Below are 26,789 nucleotides of genomic sequence, written 5' to 3'. Positions count from 1 at the left end.
CTGCGCGCAAGCACGACGACCGCGATCGGTTGACCGACCAAGCCGTGCTCCACGCCACGAGCCATGTCCTGCGCCGTGAACCGCTCGCTCGATGACGAGGACGACCCGCGTCGTTGGCTCCTGCTCGGCTTCGACCCCGCCGGGCGGATTCTTGAGCCCGTCGTCCTTGTCTTCGACTCCGACGCCGATGCGGCGCTGCTCATCCACGCCATGAAGGCCCGCCCCCAGTACCTCGACACGATGTAGTGCGCGCCGGCGACGGTGGTGGGGTGCCCTCGGCCGCCTGCGGCGGCGCCCGGTGGCCAACCGCAGGCTCAGCCCTGGCGGTGCCGACGCTGCCCGTACGTGCGCAGCGCCCGCAGGAACCCGACGTACGTGAACGCCGGCCAGTGCACGTCGACGAACAGCAGCTCGGCGTCGGCGCTGCGCCACGGGAAGAACCCGGACAGCCGCTGCTCGCCGCTCGTCCGGATCACCAGGTCGATGTCCGACCCCGCCGAGGCGATCCGGGCGTCGATGAGCTCCGGCGTGATCGACTCGGCGATCGTCAGGAGGTTCCCGTCGGCTGTCGCAGCGGCGTCCCGGAGCACCGCGCGGACGGCGTCGACGATCTCGTCGTGCGCGTCGTAGCCGATGGCGAGCGTCACCGTCCGCGGTCGGCCGCGCGTCGCCTCGACGGCCCGTCCCAGGGCGGCGGACGTCGAGGCGGGCAGGTGGTCGAGACGCCCGACGAGCTGCAGGGCTCATCGGCCTCCGGGCCGGCTCAGGTAGCCGGGGATCGTCGTCTCGAGCAGGTGCAGCAGGTGGTCGACCTCACCGCCGTCGCGCTTGGTCAGGTTGTCGACCGACATCACGTAGACGCTCACGCGCTCGACGCCGGTCCGGTCGCACCAGCCGAGCACCGTCTCCAGGTGCTCCGCTCCTGCGCTGTGACCGACGCGGGGATCGTCGGAGCCGTGCGCACGAGCCCACCGACGGTTGCCGTCCATGATCAGACCGAGGTGGTGCGGACGCGGCAGGTCACGCAGCTGGCGGCCCAGTGCCCACCGGGCGGGTCGATCGATCAGAGCCCGGTACCAAGGGTGCAGGTCCGGCTCCGGCATGCCCGCGACGCTAGCAGCGCCGCTTCCCACCGAAGGCGGGAACGGCGGCCCCGCCCTACCGTACGAGTCGTGGACACGACGCCGCACCTGCCCGTGGGCACGCTCGTCGACCAGGCCGAGGACGCGTCGGCCGGCGACCCGAGGGCGCCCGCCGTGCTCGACCCGACGCGGTTCAACCGGCACACGTTCTGGTGCGGCCAGTCGGGGTCCGGCAAGACGTACGCGCTCGGCGTCGTGCTCGAGCAGCTGCTCGTGCAGACCCGGCTGCCGATCCTCGTGCTGGACCCGAACGCGGACTTCGTGCGGCTCGCGGAGGTGCGCGAGGACGCGGACCCGCAGGTCGCCGCGGCCCTGGCCGGGCAGGAGATCCGGGTGCTGCGCTCCGGTCCGCACCCCGACGCCGCCCAGGGCGTCGACTGGCCCGAGCGGCTGCACGTGCGGTTCGCCGCGATGGACATCCGCATGAAGGCCGCGGTGCTGCGCCTCGACCCGATGCGTGACGCCGAGGAGTACAACGAGCTGCTCCACCTGGCGGACGCGTTCGCCACCCGGACGCCCGGCCGCGAGGGCTTCTACGCGGCGCTGCACGACTCCGACTCGCACGCGCGGCATCAGCTGCTGCTGCGGCTGCAGAACCTCGGCGTGCTCGAGTGGGATCTGTGGGCGTGGGGTGCGGCGTCCGCCGAGGACGTCGTCGACGCGCGTCCCCGGGCCACCGTGCTCGACCTGAGCGGCTTCGCCACGCAGCACGAGCCGAAGGTCGCTGCGCTCGCGGTGCTCGACCACCTGTGGGCCAGCCGCGACCGTCGGGAGCCGCTGCTCGTCGTCATCGACGAGGCGCACAACCTGTGCTCGGCGGAACCGTTCGACCCGGTGGAGGTCGCGCTGACGGAACGGATCGTGCAGATCGCCGCGGAGGGACGCAAGTACGGGCTGTGGCTGCTGCTGTCGACGCAGCGGCCCTCGAAGATCCACCCGAACGCCCTCTCGCAGTGCGACAACCTCGGTCTGATGAAGATGAGCTCGCCGCGCGACCTGGCCGAGCTGGCCGACTGGTTCGGGTTCGCGCCCGCCGAGCTGCTGCAGCGCTCGCCGGGGTTCCGGCAGGGTCAGGTGCTGTTCGCCGGCGGGTTCGTCGGGCAGGCGGCGGTCGTGCAGATGGCGCGGCGGCAGACGCCCGAGGGCGGTTCGGACGTGCGGGTCCCGCTCTGAGCGGGTGACGTCGTCGAACGGTGGGTGTCGCTGACCTGCGGCGGGTGGAGGATGACCGCATGTCCGACACCGTGGCCGACTGGTCCGACCGCACCGAGATCGACCAGTTCGGCCCCTGGGTTCTGCCGGTCCGCACCCCCGAGGACGTGCCGCCGCTGTTCCGGCCGCACGGCGTGGACCTCGCCGAGAGCCTGCTCGTCCTGAAGGTCCCGCGCCCGATCACCCGGCGCGACGTGCAGCCCGGCATGGACCTCTACGACCGCCTGCTGGTGGTCGACCCGCGCGGGCTCACGGTGCTCAGCCGCAGGCACGGCGCTCCCGGCGCGTACGACGTCTCCGTCGTGCCGCACCCGCAGATCACCGCCGTGCAGAACAGCACCGACCTGCTCGACGGCCTGTTCGTGCTGCACGGTGCCGGTTCGCAGACCGCACCCGCGCCGACCGGGTGGGGTGCGTCCCCCGCGGGCTCGGGCTCGGCCCTGACGGTGCCCTACAACGGGTCGCAGTCCGACGTGCTCGACGGGTTGGCCGCGGTGCTGCGCGAGCTCGCCTTCCTCGGCTGGCTCCCGCCCGCCCCGGCCGACGCCTCCGTGCACCGGATGCCCGCCTACGCGCTCGGGCGCGACGACGTCGGCCTGGTCAGCGCGCTGCAAGACCTGCAGGAGCGCGAGCCGGGACTGCCGGCCCCCGTGCTGCAGCCCCGCACCCGCGCACCCCGGACGGGGTGGGCGTCCCTGCTCGACGCCTGGCGGCCCGTGACCGTGCACGCCTGCGTGCTGCTCGCCGGCCCGCGTGAGCTGCACGTGCTGCACCGCCGCAGCTGGTGCACGACCGGCTCCAAGCCCGTGCAGTCGCTGGTCCACACCGTGCTGCCGACCGGTCGCACCGCGCTCGTCGAGCGGCCGCACCCGGCCCTGCGCGGCGTGCGCGTCGTCTCGCTCGTCAGCGGTGCGACGAGCCTCGACCTGGTCCTCCCGGACGGCTCGGCCGTCCTCGCCGCCCTGCGTGGGGTGCCACGAGACGCGTAGTCAGCCGTCCGCACCCTCGCCGAAGACGAGCTCGACGCCCGAGAACCGCACGACGCGGGTACCGACCTCGGGGATCACGTCCACGACGGTGTCTCCCGCGCCGGCGATGTGCGGGTCCGACAGGCCCGCGGCGTCCAGCCGCTGCATCGCTGTCCGGGTGTCGTCGCCGATCACGTCGGGCACGGTCGTGGTCCCGAAGGCCAGGACGAGCCCGACCACCACGACGGCTCCGACCGACTGCCACACCGCTCTGCGGGCTCGCGTCACAGGCAGGTTCTACACCGGGTCGGTGCCGCCCGCACGCCTCTGCGCCGCTCAGACGCCGAGGTGCACCGTGCCGCGGTCGGACCGCTTGGCGGCGTACAGGGCCTCGTCGGCCCGGGCGAGCAGCGAGTCCTCGTCGTCGTCCGCGCGGGCGAGCACCGCCCCTCCGGACACCGTGAGGTGGCGGCCCCCGGTCAGCCCGTGCACCCGGGTGTGGTGCACGAGCCCGGCGAGACGCGCCGCCACGGCCCCGAGCGCGTCCGCGTCCTCGACCGAGGTGAGCACGAGGAACTCGTCGCCGCCGTACCGGACGACGTCCTCGTCGACCCGGCTGCCCGCCGCGAGGCTGGCTCCCACGCCGCGCAGGCAGTCGTCACCGACCAGGTGCCCGAACGTGTCGTTGATCGACTTGAACCCGTCGAGGTCGAGCAGCAGCAGGCCGAAGCCGGCGCGGCCACGGTGCAGCTCGGCCAGACGCGCGGCGAGCCGGTCCTCCAGGTGGCGGCGGTTGCCGAGCCGGGTCAGCGGGTCGAGCCGGGCCTGGTCCTGCAGCTCCCGGATGCGACCGGCGGACGCGACGGCGTCCGAGTCGTCGTGGAACGTCTCGACGGCCCCGATGATCGTGCCGGTGGCGTCACGCAGCGCGGATGCCGTGACCTGGACGGGCGTCAGGTGGCCCGCGCTGTGGTGGGCGAAGACCCGGGCGCTCCGGGTGTCACCGTCGAGCGTCGTCAGGCGCAGCGGGCAGACGGTCGGACCGCACATCGGGCGCCCCAGCTCGTCGACGTGGTTGAGCAGGCCGTCCCCGCACCAGCGGCCCACGGCCTGCTCGGCGGTGAAGCCGGTGAGAGCCTCCGCCTGCGCGTTCCAGTACACGATGCGGTTGCTGCGGTCGACGACGTAGACGGCCTCGCCCAGCTGGTCGAGCACGGCGCGACCGAAGTCGTCGGCACGGGGTTCGGGCACCGAGCTCCTCTTGTCCACTTGTCTGCTCGGTGCGCCGCTCGGCGCCCCGACCTGTGAGGATCGGCCGCGCGACGGCCCGCACGCGGGGACTTTCGTCTCGGCGGGCACGATTCACCCGCACCCGTGGTGCGGCTGGTGCGCCTGGGTACCGGGTCTGGCGGCCTACGCCGGGTCGGTGTCGTCCGCGCGCTTGGCGACGTACATCGCGGCGTCGGCACGCCGCAGCAGCTGCTCGACGGTGTCGCCCGGGCCGATGACCGCCGCGCCGACGCTCGCGTCGACGTGCACGTCGGTGCCCTCGTGCTCGACGGTGGCGCTGCGCACCGCGGCGAGCACCTGCGTGGTGAAGTCGGCGACACGGTCCTCGGGCAGGTCGTGCACGAGCAGGGCGAACTCGTCGCCGCCGAACCGTGCCGCGGTGCCACCGGGGCCGACGGTGTCCGCCAGGGCCGCGCCGACGGCGACGAGCAGGTGGTCGCCGACGGTGTGCCCGAAGCGGTCGTTCACGTCCTTGAAGTCGTCGAGGTCGACGAACAGCACCGCGGGTCGGCGCCGCCGGGTGGTCAGTGCGGCGATGGCCTCGTCGACCTCGCGGCGGAACCGGGTGCGGTTGACCAGGCCGGTGAGCGAGTCGTGCGCGGCCTGGTGCTCGAGCTGGGCCTCGAGGGCCTTCTCGGCGGTGACGTCGACGATCACGCCGTGGAACGCGACGCGCCCCGAGGGGTCGCGCAGCACGACCGAGTCGTCGCGGACCCACACGGTCCGCCCGTCCTGGTGCGTGAGCCGGTACGTGCTGGAGTTCAGCTGGCCGTGCTCGCTCGACACGATCTCGACGGTGCGGTCGAGCACGAACTCGCGGTCGGCCGGGTGGATGCGGGAGAACCACAGGCTGGCGTCGCCCATCCACTCCTCGGGCGTGTAGCCGAGCATGCGTTCGATCTGCGGGCTGACGTAGTGCCACGCCCCCGCCGCGCCGGGCTCGCTGATGTACACGACCGCGGGCACGCGTTCGACGAGCAGGCGCGAACGCAGCTCGGCGGCCCGCAGCTCGGACTCGAGGCGCTTGCGGACGGTGATGTCCTGGGACATGCCGATCGCGTACGGCTCGGGCAGCCCGTCCCGCACGAGGGAGACGGTCAGCTCGGCCCAGACCAGCGTGCCGTCCTTGCGGACGAACCGCTTCTCCATGGCGAAGTCGTCGATCTCGCCGTTGAGCATGCGGTCCCAGAGCTTCTGGTTGCGCTCGTTGTCCTCGGGGTGGGAGTACGTGGCGAACGGGATCGCGGCGAACTCCTCGGCGGAGTAGCCGAGCATGCGCCGCAGGTGGGCGTTGGTGATCGGTGTGCGGCCCTCGAGGTCGACCACGCCGATGCCGACGGGGGCGCGTTCGATGACGGCCTCGAGCTGGGCGAGGCGTGCTTCGAGTGCTTCACGCGCGTCGTCCATCGGCGGTCACCGCCTCCCGTCCTCGTGGACGCGACGACCTTCGCGCGCGTCCGTGCGTTCACCTCCCCGATCGGTGCCCGCGGCGCGGCCGTGAGTCTTTGTGCCGCTGAGCATCCGGGCGGGCTCGGGTGCTGGCACCCGAGCTGCGGACCGTCTCGCCCCGGCCGCGCGAGCTTCCGGCCGTCCGCCCCCGGACGATCCCGACGAGCTCCTGCACGAGCTCGTCGTCCTGCTCGACGAGCCAGGCCAGCCCGACCCCCGTGGTCGGCGCCCCGGTGACCGGTCGGTACGTCAGCTCGGCCCGGTGGTGCAGGCGTGCGACCGACTGCGGCACGAGCAGGACACCCGTCCCGGCCTGCACCAGGTCGACCGCGTCCCGGGTGGTCGCCGGCGCCGGTCCGAGCGCTCGTCGTCCGGGGGCGTCGGACCAGCCGACGAGGTCGTCGTCGGGCACGAGCAGCGTCTCGTCGGCCAGGTCGGCCGGGTCGACCTCCTCGACGACCGTGAGCAGGTGGTCGCGCGGGACCACGACGACGGTCTGCTCGGTCCACAGCTCGACGACCTGCAACCCCGTGCGGTCGATCGGCAGACGCACGAGCCCGGCATCGGCACGATGCTCGTGCAGGCCGGCGAGCTGGTCGCGCGGTTCGACGTGCACGAGCTCGACGGGCACGTCGGGCAGCCGCTCGGCCCACACGCGCAGCCAACGGTCCGGGTTCACGCCCGGGACGAGCAGCAGGCGGAACGAGGAGGGCGGGGTGCTGCCGGAGGGCTGACTCACGGCGCCAGCGTACGGACGACGGGGGTGGGCGACCTGGGCGGCGCCTGTCAGACGGATGCCGCGTCGGACTCGATGAGTGCGAACACCTCCCCGAACGGGCCTGCGACGAGCGCCAGGCGGCCGTACGGGGTGTCCTCGGGCGGGCGGACGACCGACCCGCCACCTTCCACGACCCGCGCGACGCTCGCGTCGACGTCGGCCGCGGAGAAGTACAGGGTCCAGGCCGCCGGGACCGCTGCGTCCACGCTCTCGCCGTAGCCGCCGACGCCGACCACCGCGGCCCCGTCGTGGTGCAGCGAGGCGTACTGGAAGCCGTCGGTGCTCATGTCCTCCGTGGTGAGGTCGAACAGGCGGGTGTAGAACGTGACGGCCGCAGGCTGGTCGTGCGACATGAGCTCGCTCCACGCGGGGGAGCCGGGCTCGTCGACGACCTGCCACCCGTTGTGCGTGCCCGGCTCCCACAGCCCGAACACCGCACCGGTCGGGTCGGTGAGGATCGCCATGCGGCCGAAGCCCATCACCTGCATGACGGGGAAGATCACCTGGGCGCCGAGCCCCTGTGCGCGCTCGGTCGCGGCCTCGACGTCCTCGGTCGCCAGGTACAGGCACCAGGCGGGCGGCGGTGCAGGCTCCTCGCCCATCGGCTCGCTGAGGCCGACGACGCGGTGCCCGTCGACGAGCGCCTGCGTGTACCCGCCGGTCTCGGGTCCGCCGACCTCGAACTCCCAGCCGAACAGGCCGCCGTAGAAGTCCCGGGCGATCTGCAGGTCGGGGACCGTGATGTCGGCCCAGGCGGGCGTTCCCGGCGGCCAGTGGTCGAGGTGGATCGTCATCGTCGCTCCTCCGCGCAGGGGTCCGACCTGCGGACGGACCTCTGCGGCCATCTCAGCACCACCGGCGGTGATCCGACACCCGAGCGGGACGCGTCACCCGGTCGGCCGATGCTCAGCGGACCCGGTGCACCACGAGGTCCCGCACCTCGTGCCCGAGGTCGAGCCCGCGCTGCTCGAACTTGGTGACCGGCCGGTGCGCAGGGCGCGCGACGAACCCGCCGACGGGTGCCGCCGGGTTGTCCAGGCCGGGGTCCGCCTCGAGCGTCTCGCGCATCGACTCGGCGTACTCGAGCCAGTCGGTCGCGCAGTGCAGCGCGCCGCCGATCCTCAGCCGCGAGCGCAGCAGGGCGACGTGCACCGGCTGGATGATCCGCCGCTTGTGGTGCCGGGCCTTGGGCCAGGGGTCGGGGAAGAACACGTGCACCGCGTCGAGGCTCCCCTCGGGCAGGTGCCGGCGGACCAGGTCGAGCGCGTCGCCGTGGGCGACCCGCACGTTCGTCAGGCCCGCACGGTCGACGAGCAGCAGGAGGTTCGCGATGCCCGGCAGGTGCGCCTCGACCGCCAGGTAGTCCCGTCCGGGGTCGGCGGCGGCCATGGCGGCGGTCGTCTCGCCCATGCCGGAGCCGATCTCGAGGACCACGGGCGCGCGTCGGCCGAACAGCGCCTCGGTGTCGAGCGTGCCGGCCTCGGTCAGCGGCGCGGTCCCACGGTCCTCGTCGTGCACCGAGAAGCCCCACCGGGGCCAGAGCCGGTCGAGCGCGTCCTCGCGGTCGTGCCCGAGCACGGAGCGGCGCGGGTGGAAGGTGCGCAGCGGCTCGTGGGGTCGGGCGGCGACGTGCCGGAACGCGTCGGACGGGAGGTTCACGGTCGCCAAGCCTACGGACGCCTGCTCGCCCGGCCGTCGAGCCGCACGGTCAGCCGGCGGCGGCGACCCCGAGCCGTGCGTCGAGGAAGCCCACGACCTCCTCCAGGTAGCGCTGCCGTGCGGGTCCCGCGGACAGGGCCAGGTCGTGCGCCCCGCCCGGGACCTGCACGACCGTGACGTCCGGCCCGAGCAGCGGCGCGCGCGCGACCATCTGCGCGGGGTCGAGCACGCAGTCGCTGGTCAGCAGCGCGTCGTGCTCGCGGTCGTCGGGTCCGGCCGCGTCCGAGGCGAGCACGAGCACCGGGCAGTCGATGGCCAGCCCCCGGGCGACCCGGGCGTGCCCGCGGCGCACGGTCCGCACGAACCCGGCCCGCACCGGGAACCCGTCGAGCGGCTTCCACGCCAGGTCGTAGTCCCACTCCCCGCCGGTGTCCCGGTGCAGCGCCCGCCCGTAGTACGGCGCGAGGTGCGACACGACGAGCCGGGGTGCGAGCCGGCCGACGAGGTCGAGCACCGGGGTGAGCACGACCCTCTCGAGCCACGAGCCGCGCAGGTCGAGCCACGGGCTGTTGAGCACGACGGCGTCGAGCAGGTGCTCCCCGCGGCGGGCGTCGGCCCACAGCGCGGCGATCAGCCCGCCGGTCGAGTGCCCGAGCAGCACGACCTGCTCGTGCCGGGTGCGCAGCTCGCGGACGGCTGCGTCGATCTCCTCGGCGTAGACGGACAGGTCGGTCGTGAAGTTCGGGTCGCGCCCGGGCCGGATCGACCGGCCGTAGTCGCGCAGGTCGAGCGCGTACGGCTCGTAGCCGTGCGCCGCCAGGGCGGTGCCGACGTGGTCGTGGAAGAAGTAGTCGACGAACCCGTGCACGTAGAGCACCGCCCGCCGCTGCGGTGCGTCGGTGACCCGCGAGACGAGCGTCGCGACGGGCGAGGTGCCGTCACCGAGCCCGTCGGGTCGCAGCGGCAGGGTGCGGGCGGTCCATCCGGGCCCGAGGACGTCGACGTCGGCCATGCGGCGATCGTGCCACGGCCGGTGCGACCCCGCGGGTCCGGACGACGTGGGTTCAGGCCGCGGGCACCGGGACCGCGGTCCGGGCCGGTGTCGGGACGCTGCGGGCGCTGCCGAAACCTTGCGCGGCGACGTCGGTCCCCGCGGTGAGCACCTGCCGGCCGCCGTCGTCGTCGACCCGCACGGTCGACACGCTCGCGTTGGGCAGGGCGACGAGACCGAGCGCGGGGTCGACGGTCGCGAGCCAGGCGCCGAGCGTGAGCCCGTGCCCGACGACGAGGACGTGCCCGGTGGGGTGCGCCTCCACGATCCGGTCGAACGCCGCCTGGAGGCGGGTCATGTAGTCGTGGCCCGACTCGCCGCCGGGCAGGCCCGGGTGGGTGCCGTCGAGCATGGACGGCACGAGCTCGTGCCAGGGGGCGAGCGCGTCGAGCTCGTGCTCGGGCCGGCGCTCGTAGGCGCCGAAGTGCAGCTCGCGCAGGTCCTTGTCGGTGCGCAGCCGCAGGTCGTCGTGGTGCCGCACGATCTCGGTCGCGGTGGCCACGGCCCGTCCGGACGGCGAGCAGTACGCGCCCGTGAAGGTCTGGTCGGCGAGGTGCGCGGCGGTGGTCCGCACCCCGGCCCGGCCGGTGCGCGTGAGCGGCGAGTCGCTCCACCCCTGCAGGAGGCGGCGCGCGTTGAGGTAGGTCTGGCCATGACGCACGAGCGTCAGCGTGAGGGTCATCGGTGCCCTTTCGTCGTCGGTGCTCCTGACGCTAGGGCCGGTGTGTTGCGGGTCGACGACATCCGGGTGAGCAGTCGGTGACCGCGGGGCGTCGGCCCGGGGTCGGTTCGGTCGGCTGCGGTGCGTCCTGGCGCGCAGGCGAAGGTTGAGCGGAATAGACTCAACTTCGCCGCCGTTCCGCCGAGCAGCAGTCCCGTCACGTAGTCACCCGGAGGTCCCGTGGACGCCAAGTTCACCACCAGGTCCCAGGCGGCCCTCGGCGACGCCATCCAGCAGGCGTCCGCCGCGGGCAACCCGCAGGTCGAGCCCGCGCACGTGCTCAACGCGCTGCTCGCGCAGGACGGCGGCGTCGCCGTCGGGCTGCTCGACGCCGTGGGCGCCGACCGCACCGCGCTCGGCCGTGCGGTCCGCGCCGCGCTGATGAACCTGCCCGCGTCCTCGGGCGACACCGTCAGCCAGCCCGTCGCGTCCCGCCAGCTCAACACAGCGATCCAGGCCGCCTCGTCCGAGGCCCGTGCGCTGGGCGACGACTACGTCTCCACCGAGCACCTGCTGCTCGGCCTCGCCGCGGGGCAGTCCGGCATCGCCGACGCGCTGCGCGGCGCCGGGGCGTCCCGTGACGCGCTCGCGGCCGCGCTGCCCGCGGTGCGCGGCTCGGCCAAGGTCGACAGCCCCAACCCCGAGGGCACGTACAAGGCGCTCGAGAAGTACTCGATCGACCTCACGCAGTCCGCCCGCGACGGCAAGCTCGACCCGGTCATCGGCCGCGACGCCGAGATCCGCCGCGTCATCCAGGTGCTCTCGCGCCGCACCAAGAACAACCCCGTGCTCATCGGCGAGCCCGGTGTCGGCAAGACCGCCGTCGTCGAGGGCCTCGCGCAGCGCATCGTCGCCGGGGACGTCCCCGAGTCCCTGCGCGGCAAGCGTCTGGTCTCGCTCGACCTGGCCGCCATGGTCGCCGGCGCCAAGTACCGCGGCGAGTTCGAGGAGCGCCTGAAGTCCGTCCTCAAGGAGATCACCGAGTCCGAGGGTCAGATCGTCACCTTCATCGACGAGCTGCACACCGTCGTCGGCGCCGGCGGCGGCTCCGAGGGCGCCATGGACGCAGGCAACATGCTCAAGCCCATGCTCGCCCGTGGCGAGCTGCGCCTGGTCGGCGCGACCACGCTCGACGAGTACCGCGAGCGCATCGAGAAGGACCCGGCGCTCGAGCGCCGCTTCCAGCAGGTCTTCGTCGGCGAGCCCTCCGTCGAGGACACCGTCGCGATCCTGCGCGGCCTCAAGGCCCGGTACGAGGCGCACCACAAGGTGACCATCGCCGACTCCGCGCTCGTGGCCGCCGCCGCGCTGTCCGACCGCTACATCACCGGCCGCCAGCTGCCCGACAAGGCCATCGACCTGGTCGACGAGGCCGCCTCGCGCCTGCGCATGGAGCTCGACTCCTCGCCCGTCGAGATCGACGCCCTGCAGCGTGCCGTGACCCGCCTGGAGATGGAGGAGGTCGTGCTGTCCGAGGCGACCGACCCCGGCAGCGCCGAGCGCCTGGCCAAGCTGCGCGCCGACCTGGCCGACCGTCGCGAGGAGCTCGCCGGGCTGACCGCCCGCTGGGAGAAGGAGAAGGCCGGGCACAACCGCGTCGGTGACCTGCGCGTCCGGCTCGACCAGCTGCGCGCCGACGCCGAGCGTGCCCAGCGCGAGGGCGACCTGGCCGCCGCGGGCCGCCTCCTGTACGGCGAGATCCCCACCGTCGAGAAGGAGATCGCCGCCGCGGAGGCCACCGAGGCCGATGCGGACGCCGTCGCCGAGACCACGCCGATGATCGCCGAGAACGTCGGACCCGACGAGATCGCCGAGGTCGTCTCCGCCTGGACGGGCATCCCCGCCGGCCGCCTGCTCGAGGGCGAGTCCGCGAAGCTGCTGCGCATGGAGGACGTGCTCGGCGAACGGCTCATCGGCCAGAAGCCGGCCGTGGCCGCCGTGTCCGACGCCGTGCGCCGGGCACGCGCCGGCATCTCCGACCCCGACCGGCCCACAGGTTCCTTCCTGTTCCTCGGGCCCACCGGTGTCGGCAAGACCGAGCTGGCCAAGGCGCTCGCGGACTTCCTGTTCGACGACGAGCGCGCCATGGTCCGCATCGACATGTCCGAGTACTCCGAGAAGCACACGGTCGCCCGCCTGGTCGGTGCCCCTCCCGGGTACGTCGGCTACGAGGAGGGCGGCCAGCTCACCGAGGCCGTGCGCCGCCGCCCCTACGGCGTCGTGCTGCTCGACGAGATCGAGAAGGCGCACCCCGAGGTGTTCGACATCCTGCTGCAGGTGCTCGACGACGGGCGGCTCACCGACGGCCAGGGCCGCACGGTCGACTTCCGGAACGTCATCCTCGTGCTCACCTCGAACCTCGGCTCGCAGTTCCTCGTCGACCCGCTACTGGACGCCACCGCGAAGAAGGACGCCGTGATGGCGGCCGTCCGCGGTGCCTTCAAGCCCGAGTTCCTCAACCGGCTCGACGACGTCGTGCTCTTCGACCCGCTCTCGCTGGCCGAGATCGGCGAGATCGTCGAGCTGCAGGTCGCCGCGCTCGGCACCCGCCTGGCCGACCGGCGGCTCACGCTCGAGGTCAGCCCGGCCGCACGCGAGTGGCTCGCGCTGGAGGGGTACGACCCGGCCTACGGCGCCCGGCCGCTGCGCCGGCTCGTGCAGCGCGAGATCGGGGACCAGCTGGCCCGACGCCTGCTGGCCGGCGAGATCCACGACGGCCAGACCGTCGAGGTCGACCTGAACGCCGACGCGGACGCGGGCGGCCTGGTGGTCTCCGCCCGCTGAGGCGGCCGCCGACCAGCGAGGCGGGTCCGGGGTTCCGGCGGTGCCGCGCCGCGGGGCCCCCACGCGTGGACCCCGCTGCCTGCGATGCTGGGCGCATGTCCACGGACACCGCACCCGGTACCGAGCCGGCGCCGTCGCGCGTCGGCGGATCTCCCTCGCCCCGGGTCGCGTCCGGCAGCGCGCCCGGGACCGTCCGCTCGTCGGCGCGCAGCGGCGGCTACGCCAAGGGGCGCGCGACGCGCCGGGAGATCGTCGACGCGGCCACCGCGCTGTTCGCCGAGGTCGGCTTCCACACGGCCTCGCTGCGTGAGATCTCGGCACGGGTCGGCATCTCGCACCCGGGCCTGCTGCACCACTTCCCGACGAAGGTCGCCCTGCTCGAGGCCGTGCTCGCGCGGCGCGACGAGGTCGACGGCGCGGCGCTCGACCGTGCCCTGGCCCAGGGCGCGGACCTGGTCGAGTCACTCGTGCAGATCGCCGACAGGAACGCGGGTCGCCCGCACATCGTCGAGCTGTTCGCGACGCTGTCCGCCGAGGCCACGAGCCCGGAGCACCCGGCGCACGCGTACTTCCGACGCCGGTACGACGACACGATCGCCTCGTTCGCCGACGGTCTCGAGCAGTGGCGCGCACGCGGGACCCTGCGACCGGGCGTGGACGTCGTCGCGGCCGCGCGCACGCTCGTGGCCGTCATGGACGGGTTGCAGATCCAGTGGCTGCTGGAGGCAGACCGGGGGGAGGACCGGGTCGACATGGTCGGCCTGCTGCGCCTGCACCTCGAGTCGTACCGCCGCCCGGCCTGAGGCGGGTCGGTCGATCCGGGCCGGTCGAGCCGGTCCGAGCCGGGTCGGTCAGGTAGTCCCGGGGACGACGACGACGCACAGCCCGGTGCGGTCGCCCGTGGACCAGCCCTCCTCGGTCGGCGCCCAGGCCAGGGCACTCGCTCCCGCCGCGGTCTCCTCGGCGCTGAGCACGCACGACCGGGCGACGCGGGCGTCGGCCGCGGCCTGCCCGGGCCACACGGCGTCCGGGTCGAACGCGAACTCGGAGACGACCTGCGCCGCGTGGTCCTGCGCGCAGGGGACGACGTGCACCGTGTCGACGGTGCCGTCGGCGGCGGGGGTGGGCAGTGCGGACAGGCAGTTGCCGGTGACGAGCTGCTGGACGTGCGCGTCGCGCGGCGCGGCGACGTCCGACGGCAGCGGCGAGCTCGCCCGGACGACGAGCACCGCGATCGTCACCCCGACCACGGCGAGCACCGTGCCGAGCGCGCCCAGCACGACGCCCGCGATCGCGAGCCCGCGTCCGCGCGTCCCGTGGGTGCGGATGCGGTGAAGTCCGACCAGCCCGAGCACGAGCGCCACCGGGCCGAGGCCCAGCAGGCCCGTGACCAGGGCGGCGACGGCGGTCCCCTCGGTGCGCGGACGCTCCAGGGACGCCGCCGTCCACCCCGGCGCGTAGTACGGCTCGGGGTACCCGGGCTGGTCGGACGTCAGGTCAGGCTCCGCTCGAGGTCAGGCTCAGCGTGCCCGCCGCGATCGACCCGGTCAGGTCGGTGCCGGACGACGTGAACGTGCAGTAGGCGGTGGTGATGCCCGCCGCGTACTGGTCGGGGTGCGGGTAGTAGAGCTCGGCCCACCCGTTGCTGTCCTGCAGGCCCGGGGCCGCGTCCTCGACCTGGGACTCGCACGCCGTCGAGGCCTGCTGCCAGGCGGCGTCCGGGGCGGACAGCGACAGCTCGACGGGACCGCTCATCTCGATGAGGGAGACGATCTCCATGTCGTGCACCTCGGAGCAGTCGACCTGCTCGGAACCGCTCAGGTCGTACGTCCCGGAGTACATCAGGCAGGTGCCGACCTGGAGCCCGGTGACCAGCGAGTAGTCGGGCAGGACGGTGTCGTCCAGGTCCATGTAGACGTCGCCGTCGGTGGAGCCGTCGGCCGTGTCGTCGGCTGTGTCGTCGGTCGTGTCCGTGCCGTCGTCCCACGTCGAGGTGCCGGTGTCGACGCTCTCGATGTCGTCGAAGGCGCCGCTCGCGCCGAGGACGAACGTGAAGAGCACGAAGGCGAGGACTGCCGCGATCCACACCGCGCCGATCACGATGCCGGCGATCGCCAGCCCGCGCCCGCCCGCTCCGGTGCGCTTGATGCGCCGCAGCGCGCCGATGCCCAGGCCGAGGCCGATCGCCGAGAAGCCGAGGAGGCTCGTGACGAGCGAGGCGATGGCCAGGCCGTCGGTCTTCGGGGGTGCGGCGTACTGCTGCTCGTAGCCGCCGGCGGCTGCGCCGTAGGGCGTCCCGTACTGCGGCTGCGCGCCGTACTGCGGTGCCTGCGGGGCGCCGCCGTAGGGCTGCCCGGCGGGAGGCTGCGCGCCGTAGGGCTGTGCTCCGTACGGCTGCGCGGCGGGGGGCTGTGCCCCGAACGGCTGGGTCGGCTGCTGGCCGTAGCCGGGTGCGGCGGGGGCGCCGTAGACGGGCGCGGCCGGGGCGCCGTAGGCCGGCGGGACGGGGACGTTCGAGGCGGGCGCCTGGGGCACGGCCTCGTACCCGCTGGGGGCGGGTGGCGCAGAGTAGGAGGCGCCCGCGGGGGGCACCGGTGCGGTCGGGGCGTCGACCTCCGGGGTCGGGGCGGCGTAGGCGTTCGGTTCGGTGGCGGGCGTCTCGCCGCTGCTCCCGGGATCGTTGCTCATGCGTGCAACCTAGTGGAGCCGGAGGGTCGAGAGGCGCCGTTGTGGGTAGGTCTCACCCGCTCGGAGGTGTCCGATATGACCGATATCTCAGTCTGCGAGATCGAGCACGACGGGGACGTGGTCGGACGGGGTCTTGCCCTTGCGCTCGACGCGCTCGATCGAGACGCCGGTCACGCGTGCAGCGAGGGCCGGCGTGGCGTACGTGAGGTCGATGCGCATGCCCTGGTTCTTGGGGAAGCGCAGCTGCTGGTAGTCCCAGTACGTGTAGGTGTGCTCGGCGGGCACGTGCTCGCGGGAGACCTCGGTCCAGCCGGCCTCGGCGAAGGCGCGGAAGGCCTCGCGCTCGGCCGGGGTGACGTGCGTCTTCCCGGCGAAGAACTCCAGGTCCCAGACGTCGGTGTCGAGCGGGGCGATGTTCCAGTCGCCGACGAGCGCCGCCTGCAGGCCGGGGTCGTCGGCGAGCCACTGCCCGGCCTGGTCGCGGAGCCGGGCGAGCCAGTCGAGCTTGTAGGCGTAGTGCGGGTCGGCGAGGTCGCGCCCGTTGGGGACGTAGAGGCTCCAGACGCGTACGCCGCCGCAGGTGGCGCCGAGGGCGCGGGCCTCGACGACGCCCGGGTCGCCGAACGTGGGCTGCCCGGGGAAGCCGACCTCGACGTCGGCCAGGCCGACGCGGGACAGGATCGCGACGCCGTTCCACTGGCTGAAGCCGCTGGTCACGACCTCGTAGCCGAGCTGTTCGAACGGTTCGCGCGGGAACTGATCATCCTTGCACTTGGTCTCCTGCAGCGCGAGGACGTCGACGCCGGAGCGCTCGACGAACGCCAGGGCGCGGTCGAGGCGCGCTCGGATCGAGTTGATGTTCCAGGTGGCCAGCCGCATGCGGCACACGCTAGCGGGCCGGGCCCACAGCCCGGTCGGGTCCGGGGTTCTTCCGGATCGGGCGGACTTCGGGCATGATGGGGTTACGAAGGAGTCCGAACAAATTAGGTCCGGTTCTCCCGACGTCACCCCACGAGCGACCGACGAGGTAGCGATGACCAGGTCCACCCGCGCACCCAGGCCCGGATCCCGAGCGGCGGTGGTGCTCGCCGCCGGGCACGACGAGGCCTCCCGCGAGCTGCTCACCCGACCGCTGGGCGACGCGACCGTCGTCGAGCTCGCGGTCGCCACCGTGCGCCGCGTCGTCGACGCCGACCGGATCGTCGTCGTGATCGCGGCGGGGGACACCCGGCTGCCCGCCCTGCTCGGCGACGACCTCACGTACGTCGAGCAGCACGAACCCCTGGGCACGGGCGAGGCCGCCCGAGCCGCCGCCGCGGCCGTGGGCCGGGACGTCGAGCGGGTGCTCGTCGCCTACGGCGACACCCCGCTGCTGCGTCCCGACTCGCTGCGCGGGCTGCTCAACCGCCACGAGCTCAAGGGTGCCGACCTCTCGCTGCTCACCGCCGTGGTCGACGCCACACCCGAGGGGTACGGCCGCGTGGTGCGCGAGGACGCGCGCATCGTCGCGATCGCCGAGCCCGGCGACGACGTCACGCCCGGCCCGGTCCCGACCGGCGACGGCGCCGTCGAGATCAATGTCGGCGCCTACGTGGCGGCCCCCGGCCTGCTGTTCGACGAGCTCGACGCGATGGCCGCCGCCGGCGAGCATCGGCTCACCGACCTGGTCCGCCGCGTCATCGCCCGCGGCAAGCAGATCACCAGCCACCAGATCCACGACACCGACGAGGTGCAGGGCATCAACACGCCCGCCGAGCTCGCGGTCGCCGCCGACATCGTGCTCAAGCGGCTGTTCGTGCCCACCAAGAACACCGACACGAAGATCGTCTTCGGCACGGGCGGGTGGCGGGCCGTCATCGGCGAGGGCTACACGCTGGCCAACGTGCGGCGGCTGTCCCAGGCCATCGCGAACGAGACCATGCGGCAGGGCCTGGAGGCCAAGGGCGTCGTGATCGGCGGCGACCGGCGGTTCCTCTCACGCGACTCGGCCATCGCCGCGGCCGAGGTCTTCGCGGGCAACAACATCCCGGTGACCCTGCTGCCCGACGACGTGCCGACCCCGCTGGTCACGTTCGCCGCCCCGTACCTGGGCGCCGCCTACGGGATCATCGTCACCTCGAGCCACAACCCGCCCGAGTGGAACGGCATCAAGGTCTTCCGCCAGGACGGCTCGCTGCCCCTCGACGACGAGACCGACCGCTACCAGGACGAGGCCAACGCCATGTCCGTCGAGGACGTCATCACGCTCGACATCGACCTGGCGCGCCGGGCGGGCGTCGTCACCGAGCGCACGCTGACCGCACCGTACGTCGACGCGATCGAGCAGATCATCGACGTGGACGCGGTGCGTGGCGCCGACCTGCGGGTGGTCGTCGACCCGATGTACGGCACCAGCCAGCTGACCCTCGGCACGATCCTGTCGGACATGCGGGTCCCCGCTGAGTTCATCCACGAGGCGCACAACCCGCTGTTCGGCGGTGTCGCCCCGGCGCCCGACCTGCAGCGACTGTCCACGCTCATCGGCATGATCCGCGAGGGTGCGGGACGCTACGGCCTCGGCCTGGCCACCGACGGCGACTCCGACCGGATCGGCATCGTCGACGAGACGGGGGAGTACGTCTCCAGCAACGACCTCCTGCTGCTCCTGTACTGGTACCTGCACGAGGTCCGCGGCGAGAAGGGCGGCGTGGTCCGCAACCTGGCCACGACCCACCTGCTCGACCGGCTCGCCGCGCACTTCGGCGAGGAGTCGCTCGAGGTCAAGGTCGGCTTCAAGCACGTCACCGCCGGCATGGAGAAGATCGGCGCGGTGCTGGGCGGGGAGTCGTCCGGCGGTCTGACGATCCGCGGCTGGATCCTCGGCAAGGACGGCATCTTCGCGTGCGCGCTCGTCGTCGAGATGCTCGCCCGGACCGGCCGGACCATCTCCGAGCTGCGCACGACGATCCACGAGATCACCGGCCGTCTGCACACGCTCGAGGCGGGCGTGCCATCCACCCCGGAGATGCGCATCGCCGTGCCGCGCCGGCTCGAAGCCGAACCGCTCACGCACATCGGCCCGTACCCGGTGGTCTCCGTCAGCCACCTCGACGGCACGAAGATCCTGCTCGAGAACGACAACTGGGCGCTGCTGCGGTTCTCGGGCACGGAGCCGGTGCTGCGCATGTTCGTCGAGGCCGACAGCCCCGAGAAGGCCACCGAGCTGCTCGACTGGCTGCGCGGCTTCGTCACCGCCGGCGTCTGACCCCTACCCCACCCCACGAAGGAACAGCGACGACGATGCGCTACGGCCACTTCGACACCGCCCGCGACGAGTACGTCGTCGAGCGCCCCGACGTCCCGGTCTCGTGGACGAACTACCTGGGCACCAAGAACCTCTGCACGGTGATCTCGCACGCGGGCGGCGCGTACTCGTACTACAAGTCCTCGCAGTACGGCCGGATCACCCGGTTCCGGCAGAACGGCGTCCCGCTCGACCGCCCCGGCCACTACGTGTACCTGCGTGACGCGGCCGACGGGGACTACTGGTCGGTGTCCTGGCAGCCCGTCGGCAAGCCGCTCGCGGCCGACGGTGTCGAGGGCGGCGCGACGTACACGACCCGGCACGGCATGGGCTACACGCGGTTCGAGGCGTCCTACAAGGGCGTCGACGCCAGCCAGACGGTGTTCGTGCCGCTCGACGACGACGTCGAGGTGTGGGACGTCGAGGTCACCAACCGCAGCGACGTCGAGCGCCGCCTGACCGTCGGCTCGTACGTGGAGTTCAGCTTCCACACCATCACGATCGACAACCAGAACCTGCAGATGTCCCTGTACGCGTCCGGCTCCTCGTACGCCGACGGGGTCATCGAGTACGACTTCTACTACGAGCCGTGGACCCACCACTTCTTCACCTCCAGCGAGGAGCCCAGCTCGTGGGACTCCCTGCGCGAGGAGTTCATCGGGCCGTACCGCAGCGAGAGCAACCCGATCGCGATCGAGCGCGGCCACGGCTCGAACCGGTCGGCCACCACGCAGAACCACTGCGGCTCGCTGCAGCACGAGATCGTCCTGGCGCCGGGGGAGACCAAGCGGCTCGTCTTCCTGCTCGGCTACGGCTCGCGCGACGAGGTCGGTCGAGCCATGCGCGCCAAGTACGCGGACCTGACCACGGTCGACGTCGAGCGGGCGCGCCTGCGCGCGTACTGGGCGGCCAAGCAGGACCGGCTGCGCATCCGCACGCCCCACGAGGGCATGAACACGATGATCAACACCTGGACGCTGCTGCAGGCCGAGACGTGCGTGCAGTGGTCGCGGTTCGCCTCGTTCGTCGAGGTCGGCGGCCGCAACGGCCTCGGCTACCGCGACACCGCGCAGGACGTCATGAGCGTCATCCACTCCAACCCGACGAAGACGCGGCAGCGCATCGTCGAGCTGCTGCGCGCCCAGACCGAGGCCGGCTACGGCCTGCACCTGTTCGACCCCGCCGCGTTCGACCCCGACGCCCCGACGCTGCCCGACGTGCCGAGCCCCACGATCGTGCCGACGCCGGACAGGGCATCGCTGATCCACGGGCTCGAGGACACGTGCTCCGACGACCACCTGTGGCTCGTCCCGTCCGTCGTGGAGTACGTCAAGGAGACCGGCGACCTGGGCTTCCTCGACGAGGTGATCCCGTTCGCCGAGGGCACGCCCGGCACCGTCTACGAGCACCTGCGTCGCGCGCTCGACTTCTCCTCGCAGCAGGTCGGGCCGAACGGCGTCGCCCTCGGTCTGCGCGCCGACTGGAACGACTGCCTCAACCTCGGCGGCGGCCAGACGGCCCTCGTCACGTTCCTGCACGCGTGGGCCGTCCGCGCGTTCCTCGAGGTCGCCGAGCCGCTGGGCCGCACGGACGACGTCGAGCGGTACCGGGCCGAGCTCGACCGCATCGCGCGCGTCGCCGACACCGAGCTGTGGGACGGCGACTGGTGGATCCGCGGCTACACGCGCGACGGCGTGACGATCGGCTCGCACCAGAACGCCGAGGGCAGGATCTTCCTCGAGCACCAGGCGTGGCCCGTCATCGCCGGCATCACCTCGCACGAGCGCGGCACCCGGTCCATGGACTCCGTGCGCGAGCTGCTCGGCTCCCCGTACGGCAACCACCTCAACTGGCCGGCGTTCACCCAGGTCGACGACACCGTCGGCTTCGTCACCCGCGTCTACCCGGGCATCAAGGAGAACGCGGCGATCTTCTCCCACCCGAACGCCTGGCCGATCATCGCCGAGGCGCTGCTGGGCCGCGGCGACGAGGCCGTGCAGTTCTACGACGCGATCCTCCCGTACCACCAGAACGACAACATCGAGGTGCGCGGCGCCGAGCCGTACGCCTATGTGCAGTTCCTCTACGGCCGCGACCACGAGTGGTTCGGCAAGGCGCAGAACCCGTGGCTGACCGGCACCGCCGGGTGGATGTACACCGCCGTCACCAAGTACGTCCTCGGCGTGCGGCTCACGCTCGACGGGCTCGTCGTCGACCCCGCGATCCCGCACGACTGGGACGGGTTCGAGATGCGTCGCGAGTGGCGCGGCACCGTCTACGACATCGAGGTCCGCAACCCCGACCGCGTGAGCCACGGCGTGCGCACCCTCGTCGTCGACGGCGTCGATCAGGACCCGGCAGCACCCGTCACGGCACGCCCCGCAGGCAGCCAGGTGCACGTCGTCGTCACGCTCGGAGCCCGCTGAGCCGATCCGCTGACGGGTCCGGGTCGCGTCCCTCGCGATCCGGGCCCCACGATCCGTAGGGTGAGGTGCATGGGAACCGCACTCGTCACCGGCGCCAGCGCCGGCCTCGGCCTGGAGTTCGCCTGGCAGCTGGCCACCGCCCGGCACGACGTCGTCCTCGTGGCACGCGACCGTGAGCGCCTGCACCGCCTGGCCTCGCAGCTCGAGGCCGCGGCAGGCATCCGCACGGAGGTGATCGTCGCCGACCTGTCGGTGCGCGAAGACGTCGAGCGGGTCGCCGACCGGCTGCGCAGCCCGGAGAACCCCGTGGGCCTGCTGGTCAACAACGCCGGTCTCGGGCTCAACCAGGAGTTCGTCGGCGGCGACCTGGAGCGTGAGGAGCTGGCGCTCGAGGTCATGGTCCGCTCCGTCCTGGTCCTCTCGCACGCCGCGACGGGCGCGATGGTCGAGCGCGGACGAGGTGCCGTGCTCAACGTGGCGTCCATCGCCGCGCTGCTCGCCTCCGGCACCTACTCCGCGCACAAGGCGTGGGTGCGCACGTTCACCGAGGGCCTGGCCGTCGAGCTCAAGGGCACCGGCGTGACCGCGACCGTTCTCTGCCCCGGGTTCGTGCACACCGAGTTCCACGAGCGCGGCGCGATCGACACCAGCGCCCTGCCGGAGATCGCCTGGCTCAACGCCGAGGACGTCGTGGCCGCCGCGCTCGCCGACGTGCGCCGTGGCGTCGTCATCTCCACCCCGAGCCTGCGCTACCGCACCGCCGCGGCGCTCGCACGGGTCGCCCCGCGCTCGGCGATCCGCGCGATGGGCCGCTACCGCCGACCGCTCGACGGCGTCGACGCACCCACGGGCACCCTCACCGACGACTGACCCCTCCCGGTAGCCTGACGGTCGTGAGCCACGACCTCTCCCCGACCCCGCGCGAGCAGCTGCGCGACCTCATCGTCGACCTCGCCGTCGTGCACGGGAAGGTCACGCTGTCCTCCGGGCGCGAGGCCGACTACTACGTCGACCTGCGCCGCGTCACCCTGCACCACCGGGCCGCGCCGCTCATCGGCCACGTGCTGCTCGACCGGCTCGAGGAGGTCGGCCTCGGCACCGCCGAGATCGACGCCGTCGGCGGCCTCACGCTCGGCGCGGACCCCGTCGCCACGGCCCTGCTGCACGCGGCGGCCTCGCGCGGGCAGGACCTCGACGCGTTCGTCGTCCGCAAGGAGGCCAAGGCCCACGGCATGCAGCGCCGCATCGAGGGCCCCGACATCGCCGGCCGCAAGGTCGTCGTCCTCGAGGACACCTCGACCACGGGCGGCTCGCCCATCGCCGCCGTCGAGGCGGCCCGTGAGGCGGGCGCCGAGGTGCTCGGTGTTGCCGTCATCGTCGACCGGGCGACCGGCGCCCAGGAGAAGATCGAAGCCCTCGGCGTGCCGTACCACTACCTGTACAGCCTGGCGGACCTCGGCCTGGCCTGAGTGGTCGTTGACCGCCGACCTGCACGAACGGGGTCGGCGGCCTCAGGTCGCGGGGCAGTGCTGCCGATGGTCACCCGGTGAGCGACACGCGTGGACCCGGGTCGGTGCCGGGCGCGCGGCCGCGGAGCACGGGGGAGAAGGTGCTCCTCGGCGTCGTGGCCGTGCTGCTCACCGCCCTCCTCGTGCCCTGCGTACTCATGGCCCACGCCGGGATCAGCGTCGGGGTGGCCGCCGTGCGCGGCGTGCCCCTGGACGAACCCGAGCTCGCCGACCCGTGGGCGATCGCCACGACCGCCGTGCTGTGCGCGACCCTGGTTCTGGCCGGTGTGCTGTCTGCCCGGCGCGACCGGCGTCGTCGTCGCCAGGTGGAACGCTGGGCGGCGGAACGCGGCTGGCGCACCGACGTGGCCCGCACCGTGCTCGTGGGCCGGTGGGAGGCCCCGCCGTTCGGGCGTGGCGGGGGAGTGGCGACGGACGCGGTCGAACGCGACGACGAACGCGGGCGCATCCGCTCGTTCACCTACAACGGCCTGCGCCGACGGCACGTCGTCATGGTGGAGCGGGCCATGCGGGGCCCGGGCCTGGTACTGACCCCGGAACGCGGCGCGCAGCGGCTGGCCCGTCGGCTCGGCGGGCAGGACGTCACCGTCGAGTGGGAGGACTTCAACGCCCGCTGGCGCATCCAGGCCGGCCGGGCGCGGTTCGCGCACGCCGTGCTGCACCCGCAGGTCATGGAACGCCTGAGCCGGCCCGACACGGACGGGCTCAGCGTGCTGGTCGAGGGCGCCGACGTCGCGGTCCACGTGCCGGGCCGGACGGACCTCGGCCGCATCGAGTCCCTCGCGCAGGTGGCGCTCGACCTCGCCGAGCTGCTGCCCGCGTTCGTCGTGGACGACCACCCGCCGCTGCCGGCCGGGCTGACCCGGCGCGAGGTCCAGGCGCTCGACTCCGAACGGTGGAGCGAGGAGGCGTTGTGAGCGAGCAGGCGAGGGCCGGTGACGCCACTACGCTGCACGCCATGCAGCCCGCCCGGACCGACGCCGTGACGCGCCGATGAACGGTGTCCCCGGCGCGTTCGTCGTCTATCTGGTGCCCCTGATCGGCCTGGGCCTGCTCGGCCTCGGGTGGTGGCTGCAGCACCAGCGCCGCCAGCAGCTCCAGCAGTGGGCGCAGCGCAACGGCTGGACCTACGCCGACCGCGACGACTCGTACGTGCGGGTCCAGCGCGGCCAGCCGTTCGAGCAGGGGCACGCCCGGCGGGCGACCGAGGTCATGACGGGCCGGTTCGAGGGCATGCCTGCCATCTCGTTCGACTACCAATGGGACACGGGCAGCGGCAAGGAGGAGACGACCCACCATGCGCACGTCGTAGCCCTCGCCCTGCCCGCCTACCTGCCGACCCTCGAGGTGACGCCCGAGGGGTTCGGCGCCAGGTTCGCCAAGATGCTCGGCGCGCAGGACATGCAGTTCGAGTCGGAGGACTTCAACCGGGCGTACCGGGTGGCCGCCGGTGACCAGCGCACCGCGCACGCCGTGCTGCACCCACGCCTGATGGAACGCCTGCTGCGGCCCGACGCCGTGCGGACCCCGTGGCGCATCGAGGGGACGTGGATCGTGTCGTGGACCTCGGGAGGCACCGACCTGAGCACGCTCGCGGCCCGGCTGGGGCTGCTCACGGCCGTCGTGCGCAGCGTCCCCCGCCACGTCTGGCTCGACCACGGCTACGATCCGAGTTCACCGGAGAACCTGCGAAAGGCCTGATCGTGAACACCGTCGGCATCGTGCTGATCGTCCTGCTCGTGCTCGTGGTCATCGTGCTGCTGTGGGGCGTGGCGACCTACAACGCCTTCGTCCGGCTCCGGAACCTGGTGCAGGAGGCGTGGCGCCAGATCGACGTCGAGCTGCACCGCCGGCACGACCTGATCCCCAACCTGGTCGAGGCCGTCAAGGGCTACGCAGCGCACGAGCGCGGCGTGTTCGACGAGGTCACGCAGGCCCGTGCCGCCGCCTCCGGTGCGGGGGTCGGCCCGGCCGCGCAGGCCGAGCAGGAGAACGTGCTGTCCGCCGCGCTCGGACGGCTGTTCGCCGTCGCCGAGAACTACCCGGTGCTGCGCGCGAGCGAGAACTTCCAGCAGCTGCAGACCGAGCTGTCGACGACCGAGGACCGCATCGCGGCCGGGCGCCGGTTCTACAACGCGAACGTGCGCAGCCTGAACACCAAGGTCGAGTCGTTCCCGGCGAACGTCATCGCGAACATGTTCGGGTTCGTGCGGGCCGAGTACTTCGAGGTCAACGACCCCGAGGTGCGCGCGGCGCCGCAGGTCCGCTTCTGACGGGTGCGTGTCGCCGGGCGCGGGTAGCGTCCGGCGGGTGAGCACCAAGATCGACTTCCGGAAGGTCGACCGCGAGCTGTACGCGCCGCCGGCCGACGAGTGGGTGCAGGTCGAGGTGCCGCCGCTGTGGTTCCTCGCGATCGACGGGCACGGTGACCCGAACGTCGCCCCGGCGTACGCCGAGGCTCTCGGCGCGCTCTACGCCGCCTCGTACGCGGTGAAGTTCGCCTCGAAGGCCCGGTACGACCGGGACTACGTCGTGGGCCCGCTCGAGGGGCTGTGGTGGACGGACGTCGACGCGCCGTTCGCCGACGTGCCGAAGTCCGACTGGTCCTGGACCGTGCTGATCCGGCAGCCCGACTGGATGGGCGTCGACGAGGTCACAGCCCTGCTGCAGGAGACGGCCGCGAAGAAGAAGCTGCCGCTCGTGGCGACGCTGCGGCACGAGCTCGTCGACGAGGGCCTGAGCCTGCAGATCCTGCACCACGGCCCGTACGCCGACGAGGCGCCGACCCTTCGTCGGCTGCACTCCGAGGTGATCCCCGAGCGTGGTCTGCGCGAACGGGGTCTGCACCACGAGATCTACCTGTCGGACGCCCGGCGGACGGCACCGGAGAAGCTGCGCACCGTGCTCCGCCAGCCCGTCGAGCCGCGCTGAGGTTCGCCGTCAGGACGAGGTCAGAGCGTGACGGCGAGCGTCGTCACGCTCACGACCACGGTCGCCGCGACCTCGCCCAGCCCGATGGCCTTCGCGCTCGGCCACGGGCGGCGCCGAGGGACCAGCACCGCCCGGGCCAGCAGGCCGACCGCCACGACGGCGACGGCCACGACCTCCGGATCCGCGCCTGAGGTGACGCACCAGCCGAGCGCCGCGACGGCGAGCACGGCGTGGAACCCGATCGACACGGCGAGCACCGACCGGCGGCCGCGCTCGCGGATCAGCGTCTTGACGTAGGGGACCGTGCCCAGGAAGTAGGCCGTGAGCAGTCCGGCCGCCAGCCACACGTCCGGGTCGGCCGCGCCGGGCGGGACGAGGCGGTCAGCGCCCGTGCCCACGCCGAGCAGTGCGGTGGCGGTCGGGTCCGCGCGGGTGCCGAGACCGGCGGCGACGACGGTCATGAGCGTCGCGGCCAGCACCGTGACGGTGTCGTTCAGCCAGCCGCGGTCGGTGCGGCGGACCGAGCTGGCCAGGCTCGTCGCGAGCAGCACGGCGTATACGGGTGCCCAGCGCAGCAGGCCCGGTGCCGTCAGCAGCAGCACGGCACCCAGCAGCGCGGCGGCGACCGCGTAGGCACGCACGGGCGGCAGGTACCGCACCTTGCGCCCGGAGCGCAGCCAGAGCCCTGCGGCGAAGAACGCCAGGTACGCGACCAACCAGGTCACGAGCAGCAGGCCGTGCCGCCACGTGACACCGGAGACGAGGGCGCCCACGAGCACCGGGACGGCGAGCATCGCCCACGCCCCGTGCTGGTTCGGCACCCAGCCCGCCCTGCGCCCCATGGAGGTCCCCCGGCTGTCTCTCGGCCGACTCTCGGC

Annotated in this window: 25 protein-coding genes and 1 pseudogene; 13 read left to right on the top strand and 13 right to left on the bottom strand. The window is 73.1% G+C overall.

The features are described from left to right. Positions 1-63: 63 nt before the first annotated feature. Positions 64-246 carry a toxin-antitoxin system toxin subunit gene (locus BKA22_RS05725; protein ID WP_223203532.1) on the top strand — a complete coding sequence of 61 codons (183 nt, stop codon included), beginning with the start codon at positions 64-66 and terminating at the stop codon, positions 244-246. 68 nt (positions 247-314) lie between these two features. On the opposite strand, the pseudogene uppS reads toward BKA22_RS05725, so the two are convergent. Continuing rightward, positions 315-989, bottom strand: a pseudogene (uppS, locus tag BKA22_RS19640) (polyprenyl diphosphate synthase). A 183-nt stretch (positions 990-1,172) separates the two neighbouring features. Between uppS and BKA22_RS05715 the strand changes: the two are divergent. Beyond that, positions 1,173-2,315, top strand: coding sequence for an ATP-binding protein (locus BKA22_RS05715; RefSeq protein ID WP_223203531.1), 1,143 nt, complete (start codon positions 1,173-1,175; stop codon positions 2,313-2,315). Between the two features lie 59 nt (positions 2,316-2,374). After that, the gene (locus tag BKA22_RS05710; RefSeq protein WP_146952583.1) at positions 2,375-3,343 is read left to right on the top strand and encodes a hypothetical protein; all 969 of its coding nucleotides are present in this window, start codon (positions 2,375-2,377) and stop codon (positions 3,341-3,343) included. Here the strand turns inward: BKA22_RS05710 and BKA22_RS05705 are convergent, their stop codons facing one another. From BKA22_RS05705 to BKA22_RS05670, 8 genes are all read right to left on the bottom strand, one after another. Next, entirely contained in the window at positions 3,344-3,610 is a 267-nt protein-coding gene (locus BKA22_RS05705) for a PASTA domain-containing protein (RefSeq protein ID WP_146952582.1), read from the bottom strand. A 48-nt stretch (positions 3,611-3,658) separates the two neighbouring features. Beyond that, a complete protein-coding gene (locus tag BKA22_RS20280; RefSeq protein ID WP_179561652.1) occupies positions 3,659-4,573 on the bottom strand; it encodes a sensor domain-containing diguanylate cyclase in 915 nt (304 codons plus the stop codon). A gap of 162 nt (positions 4,574-4,735) precedes the next feature. Next, on the bottom strand, positions 4,736-6,019 hold the full coding sequence (locus BKA22_RS05695) for a diguanylate cyclase domain-containing protein (protein WP_146952580.1): 1,284 nt from the start codon (positions 6,017-6,019) through the stop codon (positions 4,736-4,738). Positions 6,020-6,077: 58 nt separating this feature from the next. Next, on the bottom strand, positions 6,078-6,800 hold the full coding sequence (locus BKA22_RS05690) for a LysR family substrate-binding domain-containing protein (RefSeq protein WP_146952579.1): 723 nt from the start codon (positions 6,798-6,800) through the stop codon (positions 6,078-6,080). Between the two features lie 47 nt (positions 6,801-6,847). Beyond that, the gene (locus BKA22_RS05685; RefSeq protein WP_179561651.1) at positions 6,848-7,633 is read right to left on the bottom strand and encodes a VOC family protein; all 786 of its coding nucleotides are present in this window, start codon (positions 7,631-7,633) and stop codon (positions 6,848-6,850) included. Between the two features lie 112 nt (positions 7,634-7,745). Then, a complete protein-coding gene (gene trmB / locus BKA22_RS05680; protein ID WP_146952577.1) occupies positions 7,746-8,498 on the bottom strand; it encodes a tRNA (guanosine(46)-N7)-methyltransferase TrmB in 753 nt (250 codons plus the stop codon). Positions 8,499-8,547: 49 nt separating this feature from the next. Next, complete coding sequence (locus BKA22_RS05675; protein WP_146952576.1) at positions 8,548-9,510, bottom strand: alpha/beta hydrolase; 963 nt, start codon at positions 9,508-9,510, stop codon at positions 8,548-8,550. A 52-nt stretch (positions 9,511-9,562) separates the two neighbouring features. Continuing rightward, positions 9,563-10,231: a histidine phosphatase family protein gene (locus tag BKA22_RS05670; RefSeq protein WP_146952575.1), complete on the bottom strand. Its 669-nt coding sequence runs from the start codon at positions 10,229-10,231 to the stop codon at positions 9,563-9,565. 219 nt (positions 10,232-10,450) lie between these two features. Between BKA22_RS05670 and clpB the strand changes: the two genes are divergently transcribed. Then, complete coding sequence (gene clpB / locus BKA22_RS05665; RefSeq protein WP_146952574.1) at positions 10,451-13,054, top strand: ATP-dependent chaperone ClpB; 2,604 nt, start codon at positions 10,451-10,453, stop codon at positions 13,052-13,054. 95 nt (positions 13,055-13,149) lie between these two features. Continuing rightward, a complete protein-coding gene (locus BKA22_RS05660) occupies positions 13,150-13,857 on the top strand; it encodes a TetR/AcrR family transcriptional regulator (RefSeq protein WP_146952573.1) in 708 nt (235 codons plus the stop codon). A 48-nt stretch (positions 13,858-13,905) separates the two neighbouring features. Here the strand turns inward: BKA22_RS05660 and BKA22_RS05655 are convergent, their stop codons facing one another. From BKA22_RS05655 to BKA22_RS05645, 3 genes are all read right to left on the bottom strand, one after another. Then, a complete protein-coding gene (locus BKA22_RS05655; protein WP_223203540.1) occupies positions 13,906-14,448 on the bottom strand; it encodes a DUF4190 domain-containing protein in 543 nt (180 codons plus the stop codon). 103 nt (positions 14,449-14,551) lie between these two features. Next, the gene (locus BKA22_RS20095) at positions 14,552-15,742 is read right to left on the bottom strand and encodes a DUF4190 domain-containing protein (RefSeq protein WP_146952571.1); all 1,191 of its coding nucleotides are present in this window, start codon (positions 15,740-15,742) and stop codon (positions 14,552-14,554) included. Positions 15,743-15,829: 87 nt separating this feature from the next. After that, positions 15,830-16,621, bottom strand: coding sequence for an exodeoxyribonuclease III (locus tag BKA22_RS05645; protein ID WP_146952570.1), 792 nt, complete (start codon positions 16,619-16,621; stop codon positions 15,830-15,832). 154 nt (positions 16,622-16,775) lie between these two features. On the opposite strand from BKA22_RS05645, the gene BKA22_RS05640 reads away from it, so the two are divergent. The 8 genes from BKA22_RS05640 to BKA22_RS05605 all read left to right on the top strand — a co-directional run bounded on the left by BKA22_RS05640 (position 16,776) and on the right by BKA22_RS05605 (position 25,911). Beyond that, positions 16,776-18,986, top strand: coding sequence for an NTP transferase domain-containing protein (locus tag BKA22_RS05640; protein ID WP_146952569.1), 2,211 nt, complete (start codon positions 16,776-16,778; stop codon positions 18,984-18,986). Positions 18,987-19,021: 35 nt separating this feature from the next. Next, positions 19,022-21,451, top strand: coding sequence for a glycoside hydrolase family 94 protein (locus tag BKA22_RS05635; protein ID WP_146952568.1), 2,430 nt, complete (start codon positions 19,022-19,024; stop codon positions 21,449-21,451). Between the two features lie 69 nt (positions 21,452-21,520). Next, a complete protein-coding gene (locus BKA22_RS05630; RefSeq protein WP_146952567.1) occupies positions 21,521-22,321 on the top strand; it encodes an SDR family NAD(P)-dependent oxidoreductase in 801 nt (266 codons plus the stop codon). A gap of 23 nt (positions 22,322-22,344) precedes the next feature. Next, positions 22,345-22,920 (top strand): orotate phosphoribosyltransferase, encoded by a 576-nt coding sequence (gene pyrE / locus BKA22_RS05625; protein WP_146952566.1) that lies wholly within the window; start codon positions 22,345-22,347, stop codon positions 22,918-22,920. Between the two features lie 77 nt (positions 22,921-22,997). Further along, positions 22,998-23,897, top strand: a complete 900-nt coding sequence (locus BKA22_RS05620; RefSeq protein ID WP_146952565.1) for a hypothetical protein — start codon at positions 22,998-23,000, stop codon at positions 23,895-23,897. 76 nt (positions 23,898-23,973) lie between these two features. Beyond that, positions 23,974-24,681 carry a DUF3137 domain-containing protein gene (locus BKA22_RS05615; protein WP_146952564.1) on the top strand — a complete coding sequence of 236 codons (708 nt, stop codon included), beginning with the start codon at positions 23,974-23,976 and terminating at the stop codon, positions 24,679-24,681. 2 nt (positions 24,682-24,683) lie between these two features. Then, a complete protein-coding gene (locus tag BKA22_RS05610; RefSeq protein WP_146952563.1) occupies positions 24,684-25,253 on the top strand; it encodes a LemA family protein in 570 nt (189 codons plus the stop codon). A gap of 37 nt (positions 25,254-25,290) precedes the next feature. After that, positions 25,291-25,911, top strand: a complete 621-nt coding sequence (locus BKA22_RS05605) for a GyrI-like domain-containing protein (RefSeq protein ID WP_146952562.1) — start codon at positions 25,291-25,293, stop codon at positions 25,909-25,911. A 20-nt stretch (positions 25,912-25,931) separates the two neighbouring features. Here BKA22_RS05605 and BKA22_RS05600 read toward each other — a convergent pair whose 3' ends face one another. After that, the gene (locus tag BKA22_RS05600) at positions 25,932-26,753 is read right to left on the bottom strand and encodes a YwiC-like family protein (protein ID WP_146952561.1); all 822 of its coding nucleotides are present in this window, start codon (positions 26,751-26,753) and stop codon (positions 25,932-25,934) included. Positions 26,754-26,789: the final 36 nt, after the last annotated feature.

Source organism: Cellulomonas soli, from assembly GCF_013409305.1.
Classification (GTDB): Bacteria; Actinomycetota; Actinomycetes; order Actinomycetales; family Cellulomonadaceae; genus Cellulomonas; species Cellulomonas soli.
The sequence above is the reverse complement of the archived record's forward strand: the minus strand, read 5'-3'. Positions and strand labels throughout refer to the sequence as shown.

Excerpts from the sequence above, each read along its gene's own strand:
- BKA22_RS05725 (WP_223203532.1), top strand. The coding sequence starts at position 64 with ATGTCCTGCGCCGTGAACCGCTCGCTCGATGACGAGGACGACCCGCGT.
- BKA22_RS05710 (WP_146952583.1), top strand. The coding sequence starts at position 2,375 with ATGTCCGACACCGTGGCCGACTGGTCCGACCGCACCGAGATCGACCAG.
- BKA22_RS05695 (WP_146952580.1), bottom strand. The coding sequence starts at position 6,019 with ATGGACGACGCGCGTGAAGCACTCGAAGCACGCCTCGCCCAGCTCGAG.
- BKA22_RS05685 (WP_179561651.1), bottom strand. The coding sequence starts at position 7,633 with ATGACGATCCACCTCGACCACTGGCCGCCGGGAACGCCCGCCTGGGCC.
- BKA22_RS05675 (WP_146952576.1), bottom strand. The coding sequence starts at position 9,510 with ATGGCCGACGTCGACGTCCTCGGGCCCGGATGGACCGCCCGCACCCTG.
- BKA22_RS05670 (WP_146952575.1), bottom strand. The coding sequence starts at position 10,231 with ATGACCCTCACGCTGACGCTCGTGCGTCATGGCCAGACCTACCTCAAC.
- BKA22_RS05660 (WP_146952573.1), top strand. The coding sequence starts at position 13,150 with ATGTCCACGGACACCGCACCCGGTACCGAGCCGGCGCCGTCGCGCGTC.
- BKA22_RS20095 (WP_146952571.1), bottom strand. The coding sequence starts at position 15,742 with ATGAGCAACGATCCCGGGAGCAGCGGCGAGACGCCCGCCACCGAACCG.
- BKA22_RS05645 (WP_146952570.1), bottom strand. The coding sequence starts at position 16,621 with ATGCGGCTGGCCACCTGGAACATCAACTCGATCCGAGCGCGCCTCGAC.
- BKA22_RS05640 (WP_146952569.1), top strand. The coding sequence starts at position 16,776 with ATGACCAGGTCCACCCGCGCACCCAGGCCCGGATCCCGAGCGGCGGTG.
- BKA22_RS05635 (WP_146952568.1), top strand. The coding sequence starts at position 19,022 with ATGCGCTACGGCCACTTCGACACCGCCCGCGACGAGTACGTCGTCGAG.
- BKA22_RS05630 (WP_146952567.1), top strand. The coding sequence starts at position 21,521 with ATGGGAACCGCACTCGTCACCGGCGCCAGCGCCGGCCTCGGCCTGGAG.
- BKA22_RS05615 (WP_146952564.1), top strand. The coding sequence starts at position 23,974 with ATGAACGGTGTCCCCGGCGCGTTCGTCGTCTATCTGGTGCCCCTGATC.
- BKA22_RS05600 (WP_146952561.1), bottom strand. The coding sequence starts at position 26,753 with ATGGGGCGCAGGGCGGGCTGGGTGCCGAACCAGCACGGGGCGTGGGCG.